Source organism: Paraburkholderia sp. BR14312 (assembly GCF_040948675.1).
Taxonomy (GTDB): Bacteria; Pseudomonadota; Gammaproteobacteria; order Burkholderiales; family Burkholderiaceae; genus Paraburkholderia; species Paraburkholderia nodosa_A.
Genome location: NZ_JBFPKI010000013.1, coordinates 187,616 through 207,542, shown reverse-complemented (window position 1 = coordinate 207,542; position 19,927 = coordinate 187,616). Strand labels below are relative to the sequence as shown.

Genomic DNA, 19,927 nt, shown 5'->3' with positions numbered 1-19,927 from the left:
CGTTCATCACGGCTCAGCAATCGCAACTAACCGCCAGGCCCGTCACGCGCAGACGTGACGCCGCGCTGCGCGCGCGCAACCCACCGCATGGCAAGGGATCGAGGCGGACGGCGGGTTCCGCGTGGCCGGCGGCCGTGCTCCGTGCCCGGCTGGCGCGCCGCCGCACGCCATTTGAAAATGCACTACTCTGCAAATTGATCTGCGCTCGCTGGCGAGCGGTGCCGGCCTTTTGCGCCGCGGCGCCGACGCGTCATTGTCCCGTTCCGTCACGTGCGGCGCAGGCCCAGAACAACCGCGCGCCCTGCACCTTTTATGGGCGCGCCGCCATTTCCGGCGCATTGCATGGGACCGCACCAGGCGCTCGTTGCCAGGTGCGGTCGACAGGAGTCAGTAGATGACAGCCATCGGTCTCGAGTTCGATCAGTTGCAAAGCAGCGTCGAAGCGCTGCGTCGTTCCCTCTCCAATCGCCTGATGTACGGTGTCGGCAAGGACGCCGTGACAGCCCGTCCGCAGGACTGGCTGCATGCTGCGGCGCTCGCCGTGCGCGACCGGCTCGTCGAGCGCTGGATGATCACCACGCGCCGCCAGTACGATCAGGACGTCAAACGCGTCTATTACCTGTCGATGGAATTTCTCATCGGCCGCACATTCTCGAACGCGCTGATCGCGCTCGGCATCCACGACCAGATGAAAGAGGCGCTGGCGAGCGTGGGCGTCGACATGGACACGGTGCTCGACTACGAGCCCGACGCGGCGCTCGGCAACGGCGGTCTCGGCCGGCTCGCGGCGTGCTTTCTCGATTCGATGGCGACGCTCGGCATTCCGGGTTTCGGCTATGGCATTCGCTATGACTACGGCATGTTTCGCCAGCAGGTCGTGAACGGCGAACAGGTCGAAGCGCCCGACTACTGGCTGCGCTATGGCAATCCGTGGGAGTTTCCGCGGCCCGAGGTCCAGTATCCCGTGCGCTTCGGCGGGCGCACCATGCAGCGCAACGGCCATGTGGAATGGGTCGACGCGCAGCATGTGAACGCCATGGCCTACGACACGGTGATTCCCGGCTACGCCACCAGCGCGACCAACACGCTGCGGCTATGGTCCGCGCGCGCGGACGAAGAACTCGACCTCTCGGCGTTCAACCAGGGCGACTATCAGCGTGCGGTGGAAGCGCGCAACATCTCCGAGAACGTCTCGCGGCTGCTCTATCCCGACGACTCGACGATGGCCGGGCGCGAACTGCGTCTGCGCCAGGAATACTTTTTCGTCTCCGCGACGATGCAGGACCTGATTCGCCGCTACCTGCGCACGCACAGCACGTTCGGGCGCTTCTCCGAAAAGGTCGCGGTGCACCTGAACGACACGCACCCGGTGCTGGCCATTCCCGAACTGATCCGCCTGCTCGTGGACGTGCATCATCTGCCGTGGGACGAGGCGATGGGCCACGTGCGCCGTGTGTTCTCGTACACCAACCACACGCTGATGCCCGAAGCGCTGGAAACCTGGGACGTCGAACTATTGGCGCGCCTCTTGCCGCGCCACCTCGAAATCATCTTCGACATCAACGCCGCGTTCCTGCGCGAAGCGAGCGACCGCGGCGCGCACGACCTCGATCTGATCCGCCGCATCTCGCTCGTGGACGAATACGGTCAGCGCCGCGTGCGTATGGCCTATCTCGCGATCGTGGCGAGCCACAAGGTGAACGGTGTCTCGAAGCTGCACTCGCAACTGATGACGCGCGATATCTTCGCCGACTTTGCTCGTCTCTTTCCCGACCGCTTCACGAACGTGACCAACGGCATCACGCCGCGACGCTGGCTCGCGCAGGCGAGCGCGCCGCTCGCGCGCCTCGTGGACGAAGCGATCGGGCCGCGCTGGCGCAGCGATCTCTTCGAGCTGGGCGCGCTGCGCAAACTGCGCGGCGACGCGTCGTTCGAAGCCGCCTTCCGTGCGGCCAAGCGCAGCAACAAGGTGCGCCTCGCACATCGCGCCCTGCAGCGCACGGGCATCGTCTTCAATCCCGACGCGCTGTTCGACATGCAGGTCAAGCGCATTCACGAGTACAAGCGCCAGTTGCTCAACGTGCTGCACGTGATCACGCGCTACAACCGCATTCTCGAAGCGCCGGAGCGTGACTGGGTGCCACGCGTCGTGCTGTTCGCGGGCAAGGCCGCGTCGGCGTACCGCATGGCGAAGATGATCATCCACCTCATCAACGACGTGGCCACGAAGATCAACAACGATCCCGTAGTGGGCGATCGGCTCAAGGTGGTGTTCGTGCCGAATTACGGCGTGAGCGTGGCCGAGGCGCTGATTCCCGCAGCGGACCTGTCCGAGCAGATCTCGACCGCGGGCACCGAAGCGTCGGGCACCGGCAACATGAAGCTCGCGCTCAACGGCGCGCTCACCATGGGCACGCTCGACGGCGCGAACATCGAGATCGGCGAGGCCGTGGGGCAGGACAACATTTTCATCTTCGGCCACACGTCCGACCAGGTCGATCAGCTGCGTTGCGCGGGCTACCGGCCGCGCCAGGTCTACGAGGAAAACGCCGAGCTGCGCCGCGCGCTCGACCAGATCCGCACGGGCTTCTTCTCACCGCACGATTCGGCACGCTACACGGACATCTTCCACACGCTCGTGGACTGGGGCGACCACTACCTCGTGCTGGCCGACTACTCGGCCTTCATCGAGGCGCAGGACGCCGCCGACCAGCGTTTCCTGGACGTCCCCGCGTGGACCGCGAGCGCGATCGAAAACGTGGCGGGGATGGGGAAATTCTCGTCAGACCGTGCGATCGCGGAATACGCCCGAGATATCTGGCACGTGAAGTCGATCGAGATGGAGTGAGGGGCGAGCGCCCGCGGTGCTTCCGGCAGTACTTCCGTTAGTACTTCCGGCGGTATCAGGGCGCTGAGGGCCGCGTCGTGCCGCCTTCGGCCTGCGCCGCTTGCGCGGCCTTGGCGATGCGCACCGCTTCCTGCACACGTTCGAGGAATGCCGGGTCGAGGCTCGTGACCGCCTCGCGCGATTCTCCGCCCGTCACGACATAGAGCCGGTGCACGGCTTCCTGCCAGAGCCACGCGAGCCAGCCCACCACGATCACCATCACGCCGCACGCGAGACCGGACGCCGAGCCGAGCACACCGCCCACGACAGCGCCGGCGGCGCCGACCAGGCTGATCGCGATCGGCACCACGCGGCTGCGCCGCCCGATGACGATACGCACGTCCTCGATGTCGCGCATGGGGAAGACCTGGCCGGCTGCGGAAAGCGCGTTGCGCGTCACCGAGACGGCGGCTTCGTTGAAAGGGAGTTCCATCGGTTCGATCGCTGCGAGGTGAGAGAGCGCAGCGTACCAGAAGCGGGGCCAGGGCGGGGTCGCGGCGGACATAACGTCGCAGGCCGCACGCATGGCGGGGTGGGCCGTCTGCCGGAGCCGCTATACTTGCGCGCTTTTAATGCCCCCGTCGGCACCAGGGATTCTCCATGAGCGCACTGCCACGCTGTCCGAAATGCAATTCCGAGTTCACCTACGAAGACGGTGACGTCTACATCTGCCCGGAGTGTGCACATGAATGGTCGGCGCTAGCCACCGCGCCGGCTGAAACAGCGGGCAAGGTGTATCGCGATTCGGCCGGCAATGTCCTCCAGGACGGGGATACCGTCACGGTCATCAAGGACCTGAAACTCAAGGGTTCGGGTGGCGTGATCAAGATGGGCACCAAAGTAAAGAATATCCGGCTGGTGGACAGCGACCACGATATCGATTGCAAGATCGATGGCTTCGGCGCCATGAGCCTCAAATCGGAATTCGTCAGGAAGGCGTGACGAAAGGCGTCGCGCATCGACTGCGATGGACCAAAAAAAGCGGGGCATCCCAAGGGATGCCCCGTCCGGTAAGGCGCGGCGCGCAGCGCGAGCTGCGGCGCGCCGAGCAGAGCCGGCGCTATGAGTCGCCGGCCGCCGCTGTTGCGCGAGTGACGCTGCTTAGAACTTGTGGCGGATACCGACGCGAACCGCGACTTGATCCTGCGAACCCGTGCCCGACGGCTGGTAGATGCTCGAGCTCGAGTCGCCGATCTGCGCCTGAACCTTCTGGCCGTTCGCGAGCGTGCCCGATGCGTCCTGGTACGACACGAGGCCGTAGACGTCGGTGCGCTTGCTGAGCGCGTAGTCGAGCGATGCGTTGACCTGGTTCCAGTGAGCCGTCTGGCTGCCCGAGGTGCGCGAGTACGTGTAGCCAAGGCCAGCCGCGAGAGCCGGCGTGAAGGCGTACTTGCCGCCTGCTTCGTACGCGTTGTAGAGCGTCGAGGAACCGGCGATCGGCGAAAGCAGCGTGTTGGTCCACAGGGCCCACAGCGTTGCCGGGCCGACGATGTAACGGCCACCAACACCGAACGAGCGCGTGTCGCGCAGCGTGCCCTGTGCAACGTTGGCGATCGTGGTCGTCGTCGACGGCGTGGTCTGGCCCGGGTACGTCTGGTTGAAGTAGGCAGCGCCGATGCTGAACGGGCCGTAGCCGTAGTTCGCGCCGAAGCTGTACGCGCGCGACGAGCCGGCGATCGGGCTGGCCGCCGGACCCGTTGCCGGTGCGCCGGCGAACGAGGTCGAGTTCGAGAAGCCGTACAACGCGCCGAACGTGAAGCCCGAGAAGTTCACGCTCTGGAACTTGACCGCGTTGTTGATGCGGCTCGACGTCAGCTGGTCGATGTCGTTGAAGTGGTACGCCCAGTTACCCGAAACCGTGTTGCCACCGGTCGAGTACTGCGCGCCGAGAATGTCCGTGTTGAGCGAGTATTGACGGCCGAACGTCAGCGAACCGATGTTCGACTGCGTCAGACCGACGAATGCTTGACGGCCGAACATCGCGCCGCCCTGGCCTGCCGTGCCGTTACCGCTGTTGAAGCCGTTTTCGAGCACGAAGATCGCCTTCAGGCCGCCGCCCAGGTCTTCCGTGCCGCGCAGGCCCCAACGGCTGCCCTGCGCCACGCCGTCACCGTACGAGAACTGATGCGAACTGCCGTTCGTACCGTTCGAGTTCTTCACGTTGCTGATGTAATTCACACCCGCGTCGATCACGCCGTACAGCGTTACGCTGCTTTGTGCGTGGGCAACGCCTGCGATCGAGGCCAGAATAGCGGTGGTCAGAATTTTCTTATTCAACTGTTTCTCCGGGTAAAGGACGAGATGACTACTCCGGCCTCTTATGGGCCGGTCAATGCGACGGGCTGCAATTTAAGGGTCGATAACGAAAGGAATGTGACAGTAAGACTTTGTAGGCAAAATGTCGCCATTCTGTTGTGTGGAAGCGACACACGGGTTGCACCCGCGGAGAGCGGCGCCCGAAGCCCGTCGTTATTGGCTTCGCGGGCAATTTTCCTGTCAATTTGAAAGACTGGACTGCGGCAATCGGCCTTATAAAAATTTTTCCTAAGCTTTCTTCTATTTGCCGGGTTAGGCCATCTTTTGAACCTGACTTCAAGCTGAGTTTGATTCATCTCAAGGGCGCATTAACGGCCCGATCAATGCGCGCTTTACACGTCTGCTTGCCATCGATTCATTGAAGTGGAAAATTAGTTACCCGAAATAATTGAAATGACCGGGAAACGCCTATAAAAAAGGCTCGCACCTATGGCGCGAGCCCTTTTACGACAAGGCGTTGCAGGTTACAGCGAAAGAAGCGAGCCGCTGCGAATGGGCTTTTCGCCGGCAATGCGTGCGACTTCCATGCCGGCCGTGGCGAAGCGCGCGCTATGGCGTGCATACATCACGCCGCTCACGCCCGCGTGCAGCGTCGTCACGGTGTCGGCGAGCGGGTCGATGACATCGGCAATGGCCGCGCCGCGTTCCACCCACGTGCCGCAATCCACGCGAAACACGAGCACGCCGCTGGCAGGCGCCACGATCGGCTCCGTGCCCGCGAGCGGCGTGGCTGCATGGGCGAGTGGCGGCAGCGGCGCGGCCGTGCCTTCGATGACGCCGCGCCCGATCAGATAGTCGACGATGGCCTGGGCGTCGTGCTCTGCGAGCTCGTGCGAGACGTCGCGCTGGCCGCGCAGCTCGACCGTTACCGAAATCGAGCCGTACGGGATGGGGAAGCGCGTGCCGAATTGCTCGCGCAGCTCCGACCAGCAGAAGCTGTGAATCTCGTCGAACGGGTTGCCGATCGAGTTGAGCGCGAGGAGCGACGCCTTGGCATCGAGATAGCGCGCGAGCGGCTCGACTTCGGGCCACAGCTCGGGGTTCGTGTAGATGTGCATGGCGGCTTCCCAGTCGCAATGCAGATCCAGCACGATGTCGGCGTCGTACGAAAGGCGCTGGAGCGCGAGGCGCATCGAATCGAGTTCGGTTTTCGGCTTCTGAGCGGCCAGCGCTTCGCCCATGGCCGCACGGATGGCCGTGCGGTTCGCGGCTTCGTCGGGCCCGAGACGCGCCTCGATGCTGGGCAGCACGAGCGCGGTGAGCTCGTGGAAATTGCGGTTGAAGTTCTGCGCCGTGTTCGATTCGAAGCGGCCGATCATATGCCCGAGCCAGTGCTGATTCAGGCCCACGGGGTTCGGCACCGGCACGATCACGATCTCGCCGCGAAGGCGGCCCGCAGCTTCCAGCTCCGCGAGCTTGCGGCGCAGCGCCCACGAGACGAGCATGCCCGGCAGTTCGTCGGCGTGGAGCGAGGACTGGATGTAGACCTTGGGACCGCCGGCCTTGCCGTAGTGGAAACTGGCAAGTTCCCGCGTGGTACCGAGGGCGGGCGCGATCAACGGGTGGTTTCGGGTTTGCATGATGGATGCGCGAGGCGCGGCGGCCCGCAAAGGTGTTGGAGTGAACGATGGCCCCGTAAGCACATGCAGGGGGCCGTATACCGATCTTAGCCGATTCGACGCGCCGCCGGAACCGGCGCGCGCTCACGCGCCTGCGGCATCATCTGAAAATACGGAATCCGAAATAAAAATCCGGAAATGAAAAAGCCCGGACACAAAGCCCGGGCTTCGTGCGCCGTGATGCAGCGCCGGCGCGATGCGGTGCTTAGCCGCCGTACACGTCGAAGTCGAAGTACCTGGATTCGATCTTTTTATAGGTACCGTCCTTGATCATGTCGGCGATCGCCTTGTCGATCTTGCCCTTCAGGTCGGCGTCTTCCTTGCGCAGGCCGATGGCGGCAGCGCCCGTCGGGATTTCCTTGCCGGCGAACTGGAAGCCAGCGCCGCGCGGCGTCTTCAGGAAGCCCAGATCCGCCTGCACTTCATCCTGCAGCGCGGCGTCCAGACGGCCCGAGATCAGGTCGGCGTAGACCTGGTCCTGGTTCTGGTAAGGAACGACGTTCACGCCCTTCGGTGCCCAGTTTTCCTTCGCGTAGGTTTCCTGGATCGTGCCTTGCTCGACGCCAACCGACTTGCCCTTGAGCGAGTCGGCCGTCGGGGCGAGGCTCGAGCCCTTCTTGGCGACGAGGCGCGTCGGCGTGTTGAACAGCTTCGCCGAGAAGGCGATCTGCTGCTCGCGCTGCGGGGTGATCGTCATCGACGAGAGCACGCCGTCGAATTTCTTGGCCTTCAGGCCCGGGATCATGCCGTCGAAATCTTGCTCGACCCACACGCACTTGGCGTTCAGGCGCTTGCAGATTTCGTTGCCGAGGTCGATGTCGAAGCCGACCAGCTTGCCATCGGGTGCTTTGGATTCGAACGGTGCGTAGCTGGCGTCAACGCCGAAACGCACGGTGGACCAGTCCTTCGCATGGGCGACGCCGGCCGAGACGGCGAGCACGGCAACCGTGAGGGTGGCAAGCAGTTTCTTCACTATGGGTACTCCTCGAGATGGTTCAGGGCGCGCCGCGTGCGGTTGTGCCGCCATGGCGCATTTCCCGGCGCGGCTCGCGCCGGATTATTGTTGGACCTGCCAGCCTGCGGCCAGCGAAGCGCGCGCAAGCTTACCAGGTCAAAATTGCTGCGTCGCTAGTGTAATACCGGATAGCGGGAAAGGGTGCCGGTAAGTGTACGCCCGTGCGCTTGTACGATTTAACGCAAAGCCTTGTCGGGCAAGGCGAACGGGCCAATGGGGACAGGCCAATGCGGGGGCTTGGGATGGGCTGCGCGATGCTCGGCCGCAACAGTCGGAAGAATGCGATGCCGCGCGGTCGCGGCATCGTCAGCAGTCTGAATGGAAATTGAAATCGATTCGACGGCGCGCCGTTGGTTTTCGGCCCGAATAGGGCCAGACAGCGCACCGTTTTTTGTCGCGGTGCAGCAGACACATCGGCTGCACCGCGTGGATGACGTCAGACCACGCGCACGCCCGCGCGCCACGTCGCGCGCGGCACGGGCAGCGAATCGAGCATCGTCACCCGCACGAAGTCCGCGCGCAGGCCCGGCTCGATCGCGCCGCGATCGTGCAGGCCCGACTTGCTGGCGGGTTCCCACGAGACCGTAGCGAGCGCGCGCGGCAGCGTCCAGTCGGCCTTGGTCACGAGGTCGAACGCGGCGGTCAGGAGGCTCGACGGCACGTAGTCGGACGAGAGGATGTCGAGCAAACCGGCCTGCGCCAGCTCCAGCGCCGAGACGTTGCCCGAGTGCGAGCCGCCGCGCACCACGTTCGGCGCACCCATGATCGTCGCGATATCGCGCTTTTTCGCTTCCTCGGCGGCCACGCGCGTGGTCGGGAATTCGGCGAGCACGATGCCTTCGGCCGCGGCCTGCTCGACGTGCTCCACGAGCGTGTCGTCGTGGCTCGCGAGCGGGATGTTGCGCGTGCGGCAGCGCTGCACGATTTCGAGGCGGTGCGCGTCGGCGTAGCGTTCCTGCTCCGTGGCCATTTCGGTGAGCATGGTGTTGGTCTGCTCGTCGGTCCACTTGCCGTGGCGCTCCTGAAATTTGCGCCATTGCTCGCGGTCGTGCCACTGGCGCTGGCCCGGCGTGTGGTCCATCACCGAGGCGAGGCGCAGCAGCGGGTGGTCGCTCAGCATGTCGAACAGCTCGATCACGTCTTCGGTGGCGATTTCGCAGCGCAAGTGCAGGAAGTGCTCGGCGCGCAGCAGGTTGCGCTCGGAAAAGCGCGTGAGCGCCTTGGCGCTCGCGAGCTGCACGTCGCGGCCACGCACGCCCACGGCGAGGCGCGTGCCGATGGCCAGCGCGTCGAATACCGTGGTGATGCCGGCGGCTGCGATCTGCGCGTCGTGAATCACGAATGCAGCGTCGGTGTTCCAGTGCACGCCGGGGCGCGGCGCGAGGTGCTTTTCCAGGTTGTCGGTGTGCAGTTCGACGAGACCGGGCAGCAGGAAGTCGCCTTCCCAGTCTTCGGCTTCGGGCGCGGCGGTCGAGCCGCGCGAGATGTCGCGGATCTTGCCGTCTGCCACGCTTAGCGTGCCGGTGAAAACTTCGTCTCGCGTCACGATGCGAGCGTTCTTGATCAACATCGTCAGGCTCCGTATCAGATATCGGTTTGCGCCGTTCAGGCGGGTTTCAGGCTGCGGCGCTGAGCGGCGCTTGCGCGCGCGGCGCGCTGAGTTCGAGTACGCGGGTGGCGACGCGCTGGCGCGTGTCCTCGTCGTGGAATACGCCGACAATCGCCGCGCCGCGCTCGCGCGCTTCGCCAATCAGGCTCGCGACGACTTCGCGGTTTTCTGCGTCGAGCGAGGCCGTGGGTTCGTCCAGCAACAGCACGCGGTGCTGCGCGATCAGGCCCCGGGCGATGTTCACGCGCTGCTGCTCGCCGCCCGAAAACGTGGCGGGCGCGAGCGGCCAGAGGCGCTGCGGCACGTTCAGGCGTGCCAGCAGCGTTTGCGCGCGCTCGCGTGCTTCGTCTTCCTCCACGCCGCGCGAAACGAGCGGCGCGGCCACGATGTCGAGCGCGCTCACGCGCGGAATCACGCGCAGAAACTGGCTCACGTAGCCCACGACGTTGCGGCGCAGGCGCAGGATGTCGTGGGGCGCTGCGCCCGTGATCTCCAGATGCTCGAGCGGCGCGCCCTCGTCCCGGATCGCAATCGAGCCGCCGCTGGCGAGGTAGTTGCCGTACAGGCAGCGCAAGAAAGTGCTCTTGCCCGCGCCCGAGGGGCCGACCAGCACGATGCATTCGCCGCGCTCCACGTCGAGCGACACGCCCGCGAGCGCTTCGATGCCGATGCCGCCCTGGCCGTGCAGCGTGAAAGTCTTGCGCACGTCTTCGGCGCGCAGCATGAGCGCCGGTCTTTCGAGGAACGCGCGAGTGCCCGGTGATGAGTTCAGAGTCATGTCTTTCATCCTAGACCGGCAGCACGGACGCCACCAGCGTCTGCGTATAGGGATGTTGCGGGTCGTCCAGCACCTGGTCGGTCAGGCCCGATTCGACCACCGTGCCGCCTTGCATCACCATCAAGCGGTGCGCGAGCAGCCGCGCCACGCCGATGTCGTGCGTGACGATCAACACCGAAAGGTGCAGGTTGGTCGTGAGCGTGCGCAGGAGGTCGAGCAGGCGCGCCTGCACGGACACGTCGAGACCCGCTGTGGGCTCGTCCATGAAGACGAGGCGTGGCCCCGTGACGAGATTGCGCGCGATTTGCAGGCGCTGCTGCATGCCGCCCGAAAACGCCGACGGCAATTCGTCGATGCGCTGCGCGTCCAGCTCCACGCGCTGCATCCACTGCTGCGCCGTGTTGCGGATTTGACCGTAGTGACGTGCGCCGACGGCCATCAGCGGCTCGCCGATATTGGCCCCGGCCGAGACGCCCGCACGCAGCCCGTCACGCGGATTCTGCTGCACGAAGCCCCATTCGGTGCGCGCAAGCAGGCGCCGGCGCGGCTCGGAAAGCGTGCGCAGGTCGAGCGTTTCGCCGTTCGCGCTCGTGTAGTGCAGCGCGCCCGAGTCGGATTCGGTGCGCAGTGCGAGCGTGTTGAGCAGCGTGGTCTTGCCCGAGCCCGATTCGCCGACGATGCACAACACCTCGCCGGGATACAGGTCGAAGCTCACGTCGCGGCAGCCGTTGCGGCCGCCGTACTGCTTCGTGAGCGATCTTGCGCTTAACAGCGGCGTCATGCTTTCTCTCCTGCTTCATTCGTTGCGTGCGCATCGATCTGCTCGCGGCGGTCGTGGCAGTAGTCGCTGTCCGAGCAGACGAACATGCGTTTGCCTGCGTCGTCGACAATCATCTCGTCGAGGAAACTCTCGCGCGAGCCGCACAGGGCGCACGCATGCTCCCAGCGCTGCACTTCGAACGGATGGTCGTCGAAGTCGAGGCTCTTCACCGGCGTGTACGGCGGAATCGCGTAGATGCGGCGCTCGCGACCGGCGCCGAACAATTGCAGCGCGGCGTTCATATGCAGCTTTGGGTTGTCGAACTTCGGAATCGGCGAGGGCGACGTCAGATAACGGCCGTTCACGGTCACCGGGTAGTCGTACGTCGTGGCGATGCTGCCGTGCTGCACGATGTCCTCATAAAGCTTCACGCTGATCAGGCCATAGTCGGCCAGTGCATGGAGCTTCTTGCATTCGGCCACGCGCGGCTCGAGCCGGAACAGCGGCTCGGGCATCGGCACCTGATACACGAGAATCTGCTTGTCCGTGAGCGGCGTTTCTGGAATACGGTGCCGCGTCTGCACGATCGACGCCTCGCTCGTGCGGCGCGTGGTGGCCACCCCCGTGGTGCGCGCGAAAAAGCGACGGATGTTCACGGCGTTCGTGGTGTCGTCCGAGCCCTGGTCGATCACCTTGAGCGTGTCCTTCGCGCCGATGATCGCCGCCGTCACCTGGATGCCGCCCGTGCCCCAGCCATACGGCAGCGGCATTTCGCGCGAGGCGAACGGCACCTGGTAGCCCGGCACGGCCACGGCCTTGAGGAGGGCGCGGCGCAGCATCCGCTTGGTCTGCTCGTCGAGGTACGCGAAGTTGTAACCCGAGACGGCCTGAGTTTCGTGCGAGGCGACTTCGGCTGCGGTGGATTGCAAGGTATCGGGCGCGTTCATGCAGCCTCCTTGTTTTGCGCGTCGGCATTCGCGTCGCTGTCGCTTTCGTGCTGCGCGCGCAGCTTGCGCACGAGCTCCAGCTCAGCCTGGAAGTCCACGTAGTGCGGCAGCTTCAGGTGTTGAACGAAGCCCGAGGCTTCCACGTTATCGCTGTGCGAGAGCATGAATTCGATGTCCTGAGTCGGCGAGGCGATCGTCTCGCCCAGCTCCTCGGCGCGCAGCGCACGATCCACCAGCGCCATCGCCATGGCCTTACGTTCCGCGTGGCCGAACGCGAGACCGTAGCCTTGCGTGAATTGCGGCGGCACGTCTTTCGCGCCCGCGAACTGGTTGATCATCTGGCACTCGGTCAAGTCGATCTCGCCGATTTCCACGGCTTCATCGAGTTCGTCCAGCATCATTTCTACGCACACCGAACCAAAGCGGATCTCGCCCGCGAACGGGTGCGAATGCGCGTAGCCGCGCTGCGTGGCATAGCCCATCGCGAGCAGGAAGCCTTCGTCGCCGCGTGCGAGATTTTGCAGGCGCACGGTGCGATCGGCAGGGAACGCAAGCGGCTCACGCGAGAGGTCGCCGGGCTCGCGTGCTTGCGTCGAGCGCGTTTCCTGCTCGATCAGGCCTTCCTTGTCGAGCAGGGAGACCACGCGCGGCATCGCTTCTTCGGGCGGGGTGGCTCGCGGCGCCTGGGGCTCGGCGCTCGCGGCATCGTCGCCTTCGGCCAGCAGCGCGAAGTCGAGCAGGCGCTGCGTGTAATCGTAGGTCGCGCCAAGCACCTGGCCGCCGGGCACGTCCTTGAAGGTCGCGGAAATGCGGCGCTCCACCACCATGTTTTCCGTTTCGACCGGTTGTGTGTAACCAAAACGCGGCAGCGTGGTGCGATAGGCGCGCAGCAAAAAGATTGCTTCGACGAGATCGCCAGCGGCCTGCTTGATGGCGAGCGCGGCAAGTTCTTCGTCGTAGACCGAACCTTCGGCCATCACACGCGCCACGGCCAGACGCATCTGTTCGCGGATCTGCGCGACGCTCAGCTCGGGCACGCGCGTATCGCCGCGGCGAGCCTCGTCGAGCAGACGCCACGACGCTTCGATCGCGCGCTCTCCTCCTTTGACGGCGACGTACATCAGTGCATCTCCACGAGAGTGGTGCGCGGCAGGCCCATCAGGCGGTCGCCGCACACGAGATAGAAGTCGATGCCGCACGGGAAGTGCGGCGCGAGGGCGGCGCGTTCGCGCCAGAAGCGCTCGGGCAGACCGACGGGCGCGATGCTGCAGGTCGTTTCGATGCCGGGGCCGCGCAGCGTGAGCGGTGCGCCGCCGGTGAGCGAATCGACACGCGCGAACACCGTGGCCGACTGCTCCGGCGACTCGGGCGTGCCGCTCGCGAAGTCGTCGAGCGGCGGCAGGGCGGCGGCGTCGTGCACATAGGCGAACGCGGCTTCGCGCGCCTGCTGTGCAAGCGGCGCGCCTGCATGAAAGCGCAGCGCGGCCGCGAGTGCGGCGTCGGGCTGGGCGAGCCACACCGGCGTGGCGTAGTCTGCGAGTGCGAGCAGCGAGGCGAAGGCAGCGAGGCCGGCGCGCGCGGGGGACGCATCCGCCGCCGTGGCCGCCGGCAGCGGCGTTTCGATCACGCCGATCGTGCCGGGTCGCGCGAGCGCGTCGAGCAGCGTGCGGAACACCGTCTGCGTGTCGTGAACCGGATCGCCGAAGCCGGGCGCGAGCGCCGCGAGCAGATCGGGCGTCATCGCATTGCGTTGGTCGCTCATGCGTCACCTCGAACCATCGTGAAGAACTCGACCCGCGTGCTGGCGGCGTCGGCGCGGCGCGCGTCGCGTTGTGCGGCGAGACGCGCGGCGAGCGGCTCGATCAACCGGGCGTGCAACTGGTCGTGGCGCGCGGGGAGTTGCAGCAGCGCGTCGGCGAGGGCCGCCAGCTCGGCGCGGCGCTTGTCGCGGCCCAGATGGCAGGCCACGCCGACCGGGCCGGACTGGCCGGCATCGCCGCCTGCGGTGCGCTCAATGCCCGAGGCGCGCAGGCGCAGCGTGGCGCGCGTGACGGTGGCTTCGCCCAGATTGAAGGCGTCGCCGGTGCCGCCAATGCGCCCACGTACCATGGCCAGTCCGGTTTGTGGCGGACGCAGCCAGTCGAAAGCGGGCTCGGGCGCACCGGCGAGCGCGGCGCTCAGCGCCGCCTCAAGCTCGGCGCGCGGGGTATGCGCGAGAACGGCCATCCATGCGCGGCGGGTCGCCGACGCGGAGGATGGGGTGGAGGAAGCGTTCATCGGAGTTCCTGTGTCGTGAACGGGGGGAACGGACATGGCAACTGCGCCTTTCGAACAGCCTTGTCTGGATCTCGATTGAACCATCTATTCATCTAAACGTCTAGACGTTTAATGGTACAGTCGTCCAGTGCGGACGCAATGAAGGTTTTCATATTTCCATCACGCCCTGCGCACTACAATGCACAAAACGCTATTGGAACCGAGAGGAATGACAGCACCATGACATCGAACGACGAGGCGCCGTCCAGCCTGCTTGAGCGCGGCGCGGGTGTGGCGGTGTGGCGGCAGATCGAGCAGATCCTCGCGGCCGAGATCGCCGCGAAGGGTTTCGGCGAAGACGGCCGGCTGCCTAGCGAAGGCGAGCTTGCGCGCCGCTTCGACGTAAACCGCCACACGGTGCGGCGCGCGATGCTGGGCCTCGCGGCGCTGGGGCTCGTAAGCGTGGAACAGGGGCGCGGCACTTTCGTGCAGCCCGGCGCGATCGACTACACCATCGGCAAGCGCACGCGCTTTACCGAGAACCTGAAGCGCCATCAGCATTCGGCGGCGGGCAAGCTGCTGTCGTCGTCGCGTGGCAAGGCGGACCCCACGGTCGCCAAGGCCCTGGGGCTGCGCGCGGGCGCGCTCGTCTACCGGCTCGAAACGCTGCACGAGTCGGACGGCGTGCCGCTCACTTACGCGCGCAGCTGGTATCCCGCCGCGCGCTTCGCCGATCTGCCCGTGGTCATGGAGCGCGTCGACAGCACCTCGAAGGCCCTGGCCGAATACGGCGTGACCGACTATCTGCGCAAGTGGAGCCGTATCGGCAGCGTGCTGCCCGAGGCCGAGGTGGCGCGGCGCCTGAACATCAACCGGCAACAGCCGGTGCTGTGGGTGGAAAACGTCGACGTCGACCTTGATGGCGTGCCGATCAAGTACGGTATCACGCACTTCGCCGCCGACCGCGTGCAGCTGATGGTGGAGCACGACATATGAGCGTGCTGCACGAAGACTGGAGCGAAGCCGCGCGCTTCGCGCTTTACTATGCGCCGCCGCGCGAGTCGGCGTGGTGGCAGGCGGGCTGCGCGTGGCTTGGCCGCGATCCGGAGACGGGCGACACGCTCGCGCCGCCGCCGTGGCTCGCAGGCCTGCCGCAGCCGCTGGAAACGCTCACGGTCGCGCCACGTCGCTATGGCTGGCACGGCACCCTCGTGCCGCCGTTCCGTCTCGCGCCGGGTGTGACGCCCGCTGCGCTCCTCGCCGCCGCGCAGCAGTGGACGCAGGGGCAGGCGCGCTTCGACGCCAATGTCGAGGCGGCGCTGCTCGGCCGCTTCGTGGCGCTGCGCCCCGCCGACGATGCCGGCGAAACCGCCCTGCGCGAACTGGCTGCCGACGCACTGCGCGCGCTCGGCTCGCTGCGCGCCCCGCAAACGCCCGCCGAACTCGCGAAGCGCCTCGACGCGCCGCTCACGCAGCGTCAGCGCGCTTACGTCGAAGCGTGGGGCTATCCGTACGTGTTCGAAGAATTCCGCTTTCACATGACGCTATCCGATTCGCTGAACGACGCGCAAACGTGCGCGCAACTCGTCGATGCCTGGAACACGCAGATGCAGGGTGCCAACCCGTTGCCGGTGGAGGGCGCGGCGCTCTTCGTCGAGCCCGAGCCGGGCGCGCCTTTCGCGCTGTGGCGCCGCTTGCCGTTCGCGGGGGCCCGCGCATGAAGGGCGGCCTGATCTACGTAATGGGGCCTTCGGGTGCGGGCAAGGACACGTTGCTGCGTTACGCGCGCGAGCGCCTCTCCGGTGAAGACGTCGTCTTCGCGCATCGCTACATCACGCGCGAAGACAGCGGCGGCGAGAACCACATCGCGCTCACCGAGGCCGAATTCGAGGCGCGCTCGCAGCGCGGCCTCTTCGCGTTGCAATGGCGCAGCCACGCGCTGCGCTACGGCGTGGGCGTGGAGATCGACCAATGGATGGCGCTCGGCTGCACCGTCGTGGTGAACGGTTCGCGCGCCTACGCGGGCGAGGCGTTCGAGCGCTACCCGCGCATGACGCTCGTGCACATCGAGGCCGCGCAGCACGTACTCGCCGCGCGCCTCGCTTCCCGGGCGCGTGAAACGCCCGAGCAGGTCGCGTTGCGTCTTGCGCGGCGCGCGCCGTTCGAGGTGCCGTCGGGCGCCGCGTTTGCGCGCATCGACAACTCCGGGCACCTGGAGGAGGCGGGCGGGGCGTTCGTCAAGCTCGTGCTGCAGGTGGCGGCCGGATAGTCTCCGCGCCGTCCTCGAGCGCCGCTTAACAGTCGCTTAAGGGCTCGAATGGGCGGGGGGATTTTTGGTTGGGCGTGGTTGCCGTGAGAAGATGCAGGCGACCCGAGAACTCAACGAGAATGCCCTTGGACCGTTTCCAGGAGATGCAAATTTTCACGCGCATCGTCGACCGCCGCAGCTTCACGCAGGCGGCCGAGGACCTGAACCTGCCGCGCGCGACGGTCACCAACTCGATCAAGCGTCTCGAAGCGCGCCTCGGCGTGCGTCTGCTCGAACGCACCACGCGCCAGGTCAAGCCGACGCTCGATGGCGACGCCTACTACCAGCGCTGCATGCGCCTGCTCGCCGACCTCGAGGAAACCGAGGAGGCGTTTCGCGACACCGATCCGCAGGGGCGTTTGCGCGTGAACATGCAGGGCACGCTCACGCAGTATTTCGTGATGCCGCGCCTGGCCGACTTTCTCGCGCGCTATCCGCGCGTCGAGCTCTTCATCGGCTCGGGCGATCACTTCGTCGATCTCGTGCGCGAGGGCGTGGACTGCGTGCTGCGCGCGGGCGAGCTGGCCGACTCTTCGATGATCGCGCGGCGCGTGGCGCTGCTCGAGCAGGTGACCTGCGCGAGCCCCGCGTATCTGGAACGGCACGGCGACCCGGAGTCGATCGAGGCGCTCGCCGGCACGCACACGGACAATCCTGGCCGGCCCGGCCATCGGGCCGTGAACTATGTGTCGCCGGCCACGGGCCGCGCGCTTCCGCTCGAATTCACGACAGCCGACGGTATCGCCCGCGTGACGCTGCCGGGCCCGGTGGCCGTGAACGGCGCGGAACTCTATACGGCGGGCGCGCTGGCGGGGCTCGGCATCGTGCAGGTGCCGCGCTACCGCGTGCGCGACCTGCTCGCCAACGGCGAGCTGTGCGTCGTGCTGCCCGCGCATCCGCCGCCGCCCTTGCCGGTCTCGGTGCTTTACCCGCAGAACCGCCAGTTGTCGCTGCGCGTGCGCGCTTTCGCCGACTGGCTCGTGCAGGTGTTCGCCGAAGTTGCCTGAAATGGCTCGAGCGCAGCCGGGGCGGCTTGCCCAGGCGCGCCCGCTTGCGATCCGTTGTTTTTACGTGCGCCGCGCGACCATGCCGGACACACGCGCCGCGGCTTGCTGAAGCGGTTCGAGGAAGGTCTTGACCATCTGCCTGGCGGACGTGCGCTGCGCGTTGCCGCTGATGTTCATCGCGGCGATCACGCGGCCCTGCCGGTTGCGGATAGGCGCGGAGATCGAGATGAGTCCGCCTTCCAGTTCCTGATCGACGATGGCCCAGCCCTGCTGGCGCACCTGGGCGATGATCTTCTTGAGTTCGCCGACGTCGGTGACCGTGCGCCCCGTATGCGCATAGAGCGGCGAGGAGCCGAGCGTTTCGTCGAGCGCGGCTTCGTCGAGCGAGGCCAGCAGCACGCGCCCCATGGAGGTGCAGTACGCGGGCAGACGACTGCCGATCGAGAGGTTGATCGTCATGATCTTGTGCGTGGGCACGCGCAGCACATAGACGATCTCGGTGCGGTCGAGCACGGCCGCCGAGCAGCTCTCGTGCACTTCCTGCGACAGCTCTTCCATCACCGGCTCGGCGAGGTTCCAGAACGGCATCGACGTGAGGTACGCGAAGCCCAGGTCGAGAATGCGCGGGGTGAGGCGAAAGAGCCGCCCTTCGGCTTCGACGTAGCCGAGCGTCTGCAGCGTGAGCAGAATGCGGCGCGCCCCGGCGCGCGTGAGGCCCGTGGCGGCGGCGACGTCGGTGAGGGTCTGTTCGGGATGCTCCGCGTTGAATGCGCGGATCACCGAAAGCCCGCGCGCGAACGACTGCACATAGGAGTCGCCCGGTTTTTCGGGAATCTCGTGCTGGTCGGCGGAGCGGTCTGGCGAGGCACTGGAAGCGGAATTCATGGGCGTGGCGTTCGGTCTTGCTGCGGCGCTTGGAGAACCTATCAAGATAACCCAAGGGATCGGTTTCGCCAACAAGCGGCGAGGTCGGGCGGCCGCTCACTGTCGGGGCATGGCGCCTGCGTCAACATCGATAGTGCGGCGTCGCGTGACATGCGTCAAATGCGCACATCAGATCATTTGGCCGTCAGTTATTTGATTTCAGTCAATTGGATTTTGTCGAAAAATGATTGATTCGTGAGTCGATTGTTTATGTCTGAATATCGGAAATTCCTGAAATTAAAACGAGATAAGAGCCATGTCGAAATTCGAATGAATCGGCACACTTTCTGACGATTCTTCGACCGCGCCGCGCGTGTCGCCGGTGCCCATCCTCGCTTGCCCGCGCACTGGGGAATCACGCTGAAACCACTGTGCGGCGGGCGTTTGCGAGATGAAAGCTATTGGAAAGATATTTGCGGCTTTCCGTCGCGCTTGCCTGGGCGTGCTTTGTCCCGCTGGCCAATCCTTAGCAAAGATCAAATTTTGAGATTGGGGTTTCCGTAGAATCGCGCTGAATACGATACGGGTGCATTTTGCGTGGCGAATTTGCGATGCAAATGTGTTGGGTGTTACGCGTTTTGGTGGACAACGGAAGAACAGGCAAACATGAAAGACAGAAAAGCCTTTAAAAGGTGGTTAATCCCCCTCGGCAGCGGGCTGCTCGTTTCTCTTGCGGGGTGCAGCGGCAATTTTGCCGTGCTGGACCCGAAGGGCAGCGTGGGCGCGGCCGAGAAGTCGCTCATCCTCACGGCCACATGGGCCATGCTGCTGGTCGTGGTGCCCGTCATCATCCTGACGCTCCTGTTCGCGTGGCGCTACCGCGCCTCGAACCGCAACGCGACCTACGCGCCGAAGTGGGCCCACTCCACGGCAATCGAAGTGGTGGTCTGGGCCATTCCGGCCGCGATCATCTTGTTCCTCGCCATCCTCACGTGGCGCACCTCGCACGAACTCGACCCGTACAAGCCGCTGGAGTCGAGCGTGAAGCCCATCAACGTCGAAGTCGTCGCGCTCGACTGGAAGTGGCTCTTCATCTACCCCGACCTCGGCATTGCTTCGGTGAACCAGCTCGCCGTTCCGGTGGGCACGCCGGTCAACTTCCGCATCACGTCGGACGCTGTGATGAACTCGTTCTTCATCCCGCAACTGGGCACCCAGGTCTACGCGATGGCGGGCATGCAAACGCGTCTGCACCTGATCGCCGACGAAGCGGGCGATTTCGACGGGCTCTCGTCCAACTACAGCGGCAAGGGTTTCTCGGACATGAAGTTCCGCACGCTCGCCACGAGCCAGCAGGACTTCGACGCGTGGGTGCAGAAGGTGAAGACGTCGTCCACCCAGCTTTCGATGGACGAGTACGCAACGGTCGCGAAGCCGCGGGAGAAGGCGCCGGTGCAGTACTTCTCGACCGTCGACCCGAAGCTCTTCAATAACATCATCGCGAAGTACAACAACGGGCACGTCACGAATTTCGACCCGTCCTGCGTGACCAAGGGGTAAG

19 protein-coding genes are annotated in these 19,927 nt (G+C 65.5%); 7 read left to right on the top strand and 12 right to left on the bottom strand.

Going from position 1 to position 19,927, the window contains the following annotated elements; translation table 11 throughout:
- The first annotated feature begins 394 nt into the window (after positions 1 to 394).
- Entirely contained in the window at positions 395 to 2,848 is a 2,454-nt protein-coding gene (locus tag AB3X98_RS32205; RefSeq protein WP_368605446.1) for a glycogen/starch/alpha-glucan phosphorylase, read from the top strand.
- 55 nt (positions 2,849 to 2,903) lie between these two features.
- Here the strand turns inward: AB3X98_RS32205 and AB3X98_RS32200 are convergent, their stop codons facing one another.
- Positions 2,904 to 3,320 (bottom strand): DUF6232 family protein, encoded by a 417-nt coding sequence (locus AB3X98_RS32200; RefSeq protein WP_069261653.1) that lies wholly within the window; start codon positions 3,318 to 3,320, stop codon positions 2,904 to 2,906.
- A gap of 167 nt (positions 3,321 to 3,487) precedes the next feature.
- On the opposite strand from AB3X98_RS32200, the gene AB3X98_RS32195 reads away from it, so the two are divergent.
- Positions 3,488 to 3,829 (top strand): zinc ribbon domain-containing protein YjdM, encoded by a 342-nt coding sequence (locus AB3X98_RS32195; protein WP_069261654.1) that lies wholly within the window; start codon positions 3,488 to 3,490, stop codon positions 3,827 to 3,829.
- A gap of 159 nt (positions 3,830 to 3,988) precedes the next feature.
- Here the strand turns inward: AB3X98_RS32195 and AB3X98_RS32190 are convergent, their stop codons facing one another.
- The 10 genes from AB3X98_RS32190 to phnG all read right to left on the bottom strand — a co-directional run bounded on the left by AB3X98_RS32190 (position 3,989) and on the right by phnG (position 14,208).
- The gene (locus AB3X98_RS32190) at positions 3,989 to 5,164 is read right to left on the bottom strand and encodes a porin (RefSeq protein ID WP_069261655.1); all 1,176 of its coding nucleotides are present in this window, start codon (positions 5,162 to 5,164) and stop codon (positions 3,989 to 3,991) included.
- A gap of 503 nt (positions 5,165 to 5,667) precedes the next feature.
- Positions 5,668 to 6,783 carry a succinylglutamate desuccinylase/aspartoacylase family protein gene (locus AB3X98_RS32185; protein WP_368605447.1) on the bottom strand — a complete coding sequence of 372 codons (1,116 nt, stop codon included), beginning with the start codon at positions 6,781 to 6,783 and terminating at the stop codon, positions 5,668 to 5,670.
- 244 nt (positions 6,784 to 7,027) lie between these two features.
- Positions 7,028 to 7,795 carry an ABC transporter substrate-binding protein gene (locus AB3X98_RS32180; protein WP_069261657.1) on the bottom strand — a complete coding sequence of 256 codons (768 nt, stop codon included), beginning with the start codon at positions 7,793 to 7,795 and terminating at the stop codon, positions 7,028 to 7,030.
- Positions 7,796 to 8,273: 478 nt separating this feature from the next.
- On the bottom strand, positions 8,274 to 9,407 hold the full coding sequence (locus tag AB3X98_RS32175; RefSeq protein ID WP_368605448.1) for an alpha-D-ribose 1-methylphosphonate 5-triphosphate diphosphatase: 1,134 nt from the start codon (positions 9,405 to 9,407) through the stop codon (positions 8,274 to 8,276).
- A 46-nt stretch (positions 9,408 to 9,453) separates the two neighbouring features.
- Complete coding sequence (gene phnL, locus AB3X98_RS32170) at positions 9,454 to 10,224, bottom strand: phosphonate C-P lyase system protein PhnL (protein ID WP_176732806.1); 771 nt, start codon at positions 10,222 to 10,224, stop codon at positions 9,454 to 9,456.
- Between the two features lie 10 nt (positions 10,225 to 10,234).
- Positions 10,235 to 11,005 (bottom strand): phosphonate C-P lyase system protein PhnK, encoded by a 771-nt coding sequence (gene phnK, locus AB3X98_RS32165; RefSeq protein ID WP_069261660.1) that lies wholly within the window; start codon positions 11,003 to 11,005, stop codon positions 10,235 to 10,237.
- Positions 11,002 to 11,931, bottom strand: a complete 930-nt coding sequence (locus tag AB3X98_RS32160) for an alpha-D-ribose 1-methylphosphonate 5-phosphate C-P-lyase PhnJ (RefSeq protein WP_324161765.1) — start codon at positions 11,929 to 11,931, stop codon at positions 11,002 to 11,004. Before AB3X98_RS32160 ends, phnK begins: the two co-directional genes overlap by 4 nt.
- Positions 11,928 to 13,052 carry a carbon-phosphorus lyase complex subunit PhnI gene (locus AB3X98_RS32155; protein WP_368605449.1) on the bottom strand — a complete coding sequence of 375 codons (1,125 nt, stop codon included), beginning with the start codon at positions 13,050 to 13,052 and terminating at the stop codon, positions 11,928 to 11,930. Before AB3X98_RS32155 ends, AB3X98_RS32160 begins: the two co-directional genes overlap by 4 nt.
- Complete coding sequence (phnH, locus tag AB3X98_RS32150; protein WP_368605450.1) at positions 13,052 to 13,693, bottom strand: phosphonate C-P lyase system protein PhnH; 642 nt, start codon at positions 13,691 to 13,693, stop codon at positions 13,052 to 13,054. Before phnH ends, AB3X98_RS32155 begins: the two co-directional genes overlap by 1 nt.
- Positions 13,690 to 14,208, bottom strand: coding sequence for a phosphonate C-P lyase system protein PhnG (gene phnG / locus AB3X98_RS32145; protein ID WP_342946773.1), 519 nt, complete (start codon positions 14,206 to 14,208; stop codon positions 13,690 to 13,692). Before phnG ends, phnH begins: the two co-directional genes overlap by 4 nt.
- Positions 14,209 to 14,427: 219 nt before the next feature.
- Between phnG and phnF the strand changes: the two genes are divergently transcribed.
- From phnF to AB3X98_RS32125, 4 genes are all read left to right on the top strand, one after another.
- Complete coding sequence (gene phnF, locus AB3X98_RS32140) at positions 14,428 to 15,183, top strand: phosphonate metabolism transcriptional regulator PhnF (RefSeq protein ID WP_368605451.1); 756 nt, start codon at positions 14,428 to 14,430, stop codon at positions 15,181 to 15,183.
- Positions 15,180 to 15,908: a DUF1045 domain-containing protein gene (locus AB3X98_RS32135; RefSeq protein WP_368605452.1), complete on the top strand. Its 729-nt coding sequence runs from the start codon at positions 15,180 to 15,182 to the stop codon at positions 15,906 to 15,908. Before phnF ends, AB3X98_RS32135 begins: the two co-directional genes overlap by 4 nt.
- Positions 15,905 to 16,456: a phosphonate metabolism protein/1,5-bisphosphokinase (PRPP-forming) PhnN gene (phnN, locus tag AB3X98_RS32130; RefSeq protein ID WP_069261879.1), complete on the top strand. Its 552-nt coding sequence runs from the start codon at positions 15,905 to 15,907 to the stop codon at positions 16,454 to 16,456. Before AB3X98_RS32135 ends, phnN begins: the two co-directional genes overlap by 4 nt.
- Positions 16,457 to 16,581: 125 nt before the next feature.
- Positions 16,582 to 17,502: a LysR substrate-binding domain-containing protein gene (locus AB3X98_RS32125; protein ID WP_368605453.1), complete on the top strand. Its 921-nt coding sequence runs from the start codon at positions 16,582 to 16,584 to the stop codon at positions 17,500 to 17,502.
- A gap of 60 nt (positions 17,503 to 17,562) precedes the next feature.
- Here the strand turns inward: AB3X98_RS32125 and AB3X98_RS32120 are convergent, their stop codons facing one another.
- The gene (locus AB3X98_RS32120; protein ID WP_368605454.1) at positions 17,563 to 18,387 is read right to left on the bottom strand and encodes an IclR family transcriptional regulator; all 825 of its coding nucleotides are present in this window, start codon (positions 18,385 to 18,387) and stop codon (positions 17,563 to 17,565) included.
- 645 nt (positions 18,388 to 19,032) lie between these two features.
- Between AB3X98_RS32120 and cyoA the strand changes: the two genes are divergently transcribed.
- A complete protein-coding gene (gene cyoA / locus AB3X98_RS32115; RefSeq protein ID WP_069261669.1) occupies positions 19,033 to 19,926 on the top strand; it encodes a ubiquinol oxidase subunit II in 894 nt (297 codons plus the stop codon).
- The last annotated feature ends 1 nt before the right edge of the window (position 19,927 follow it).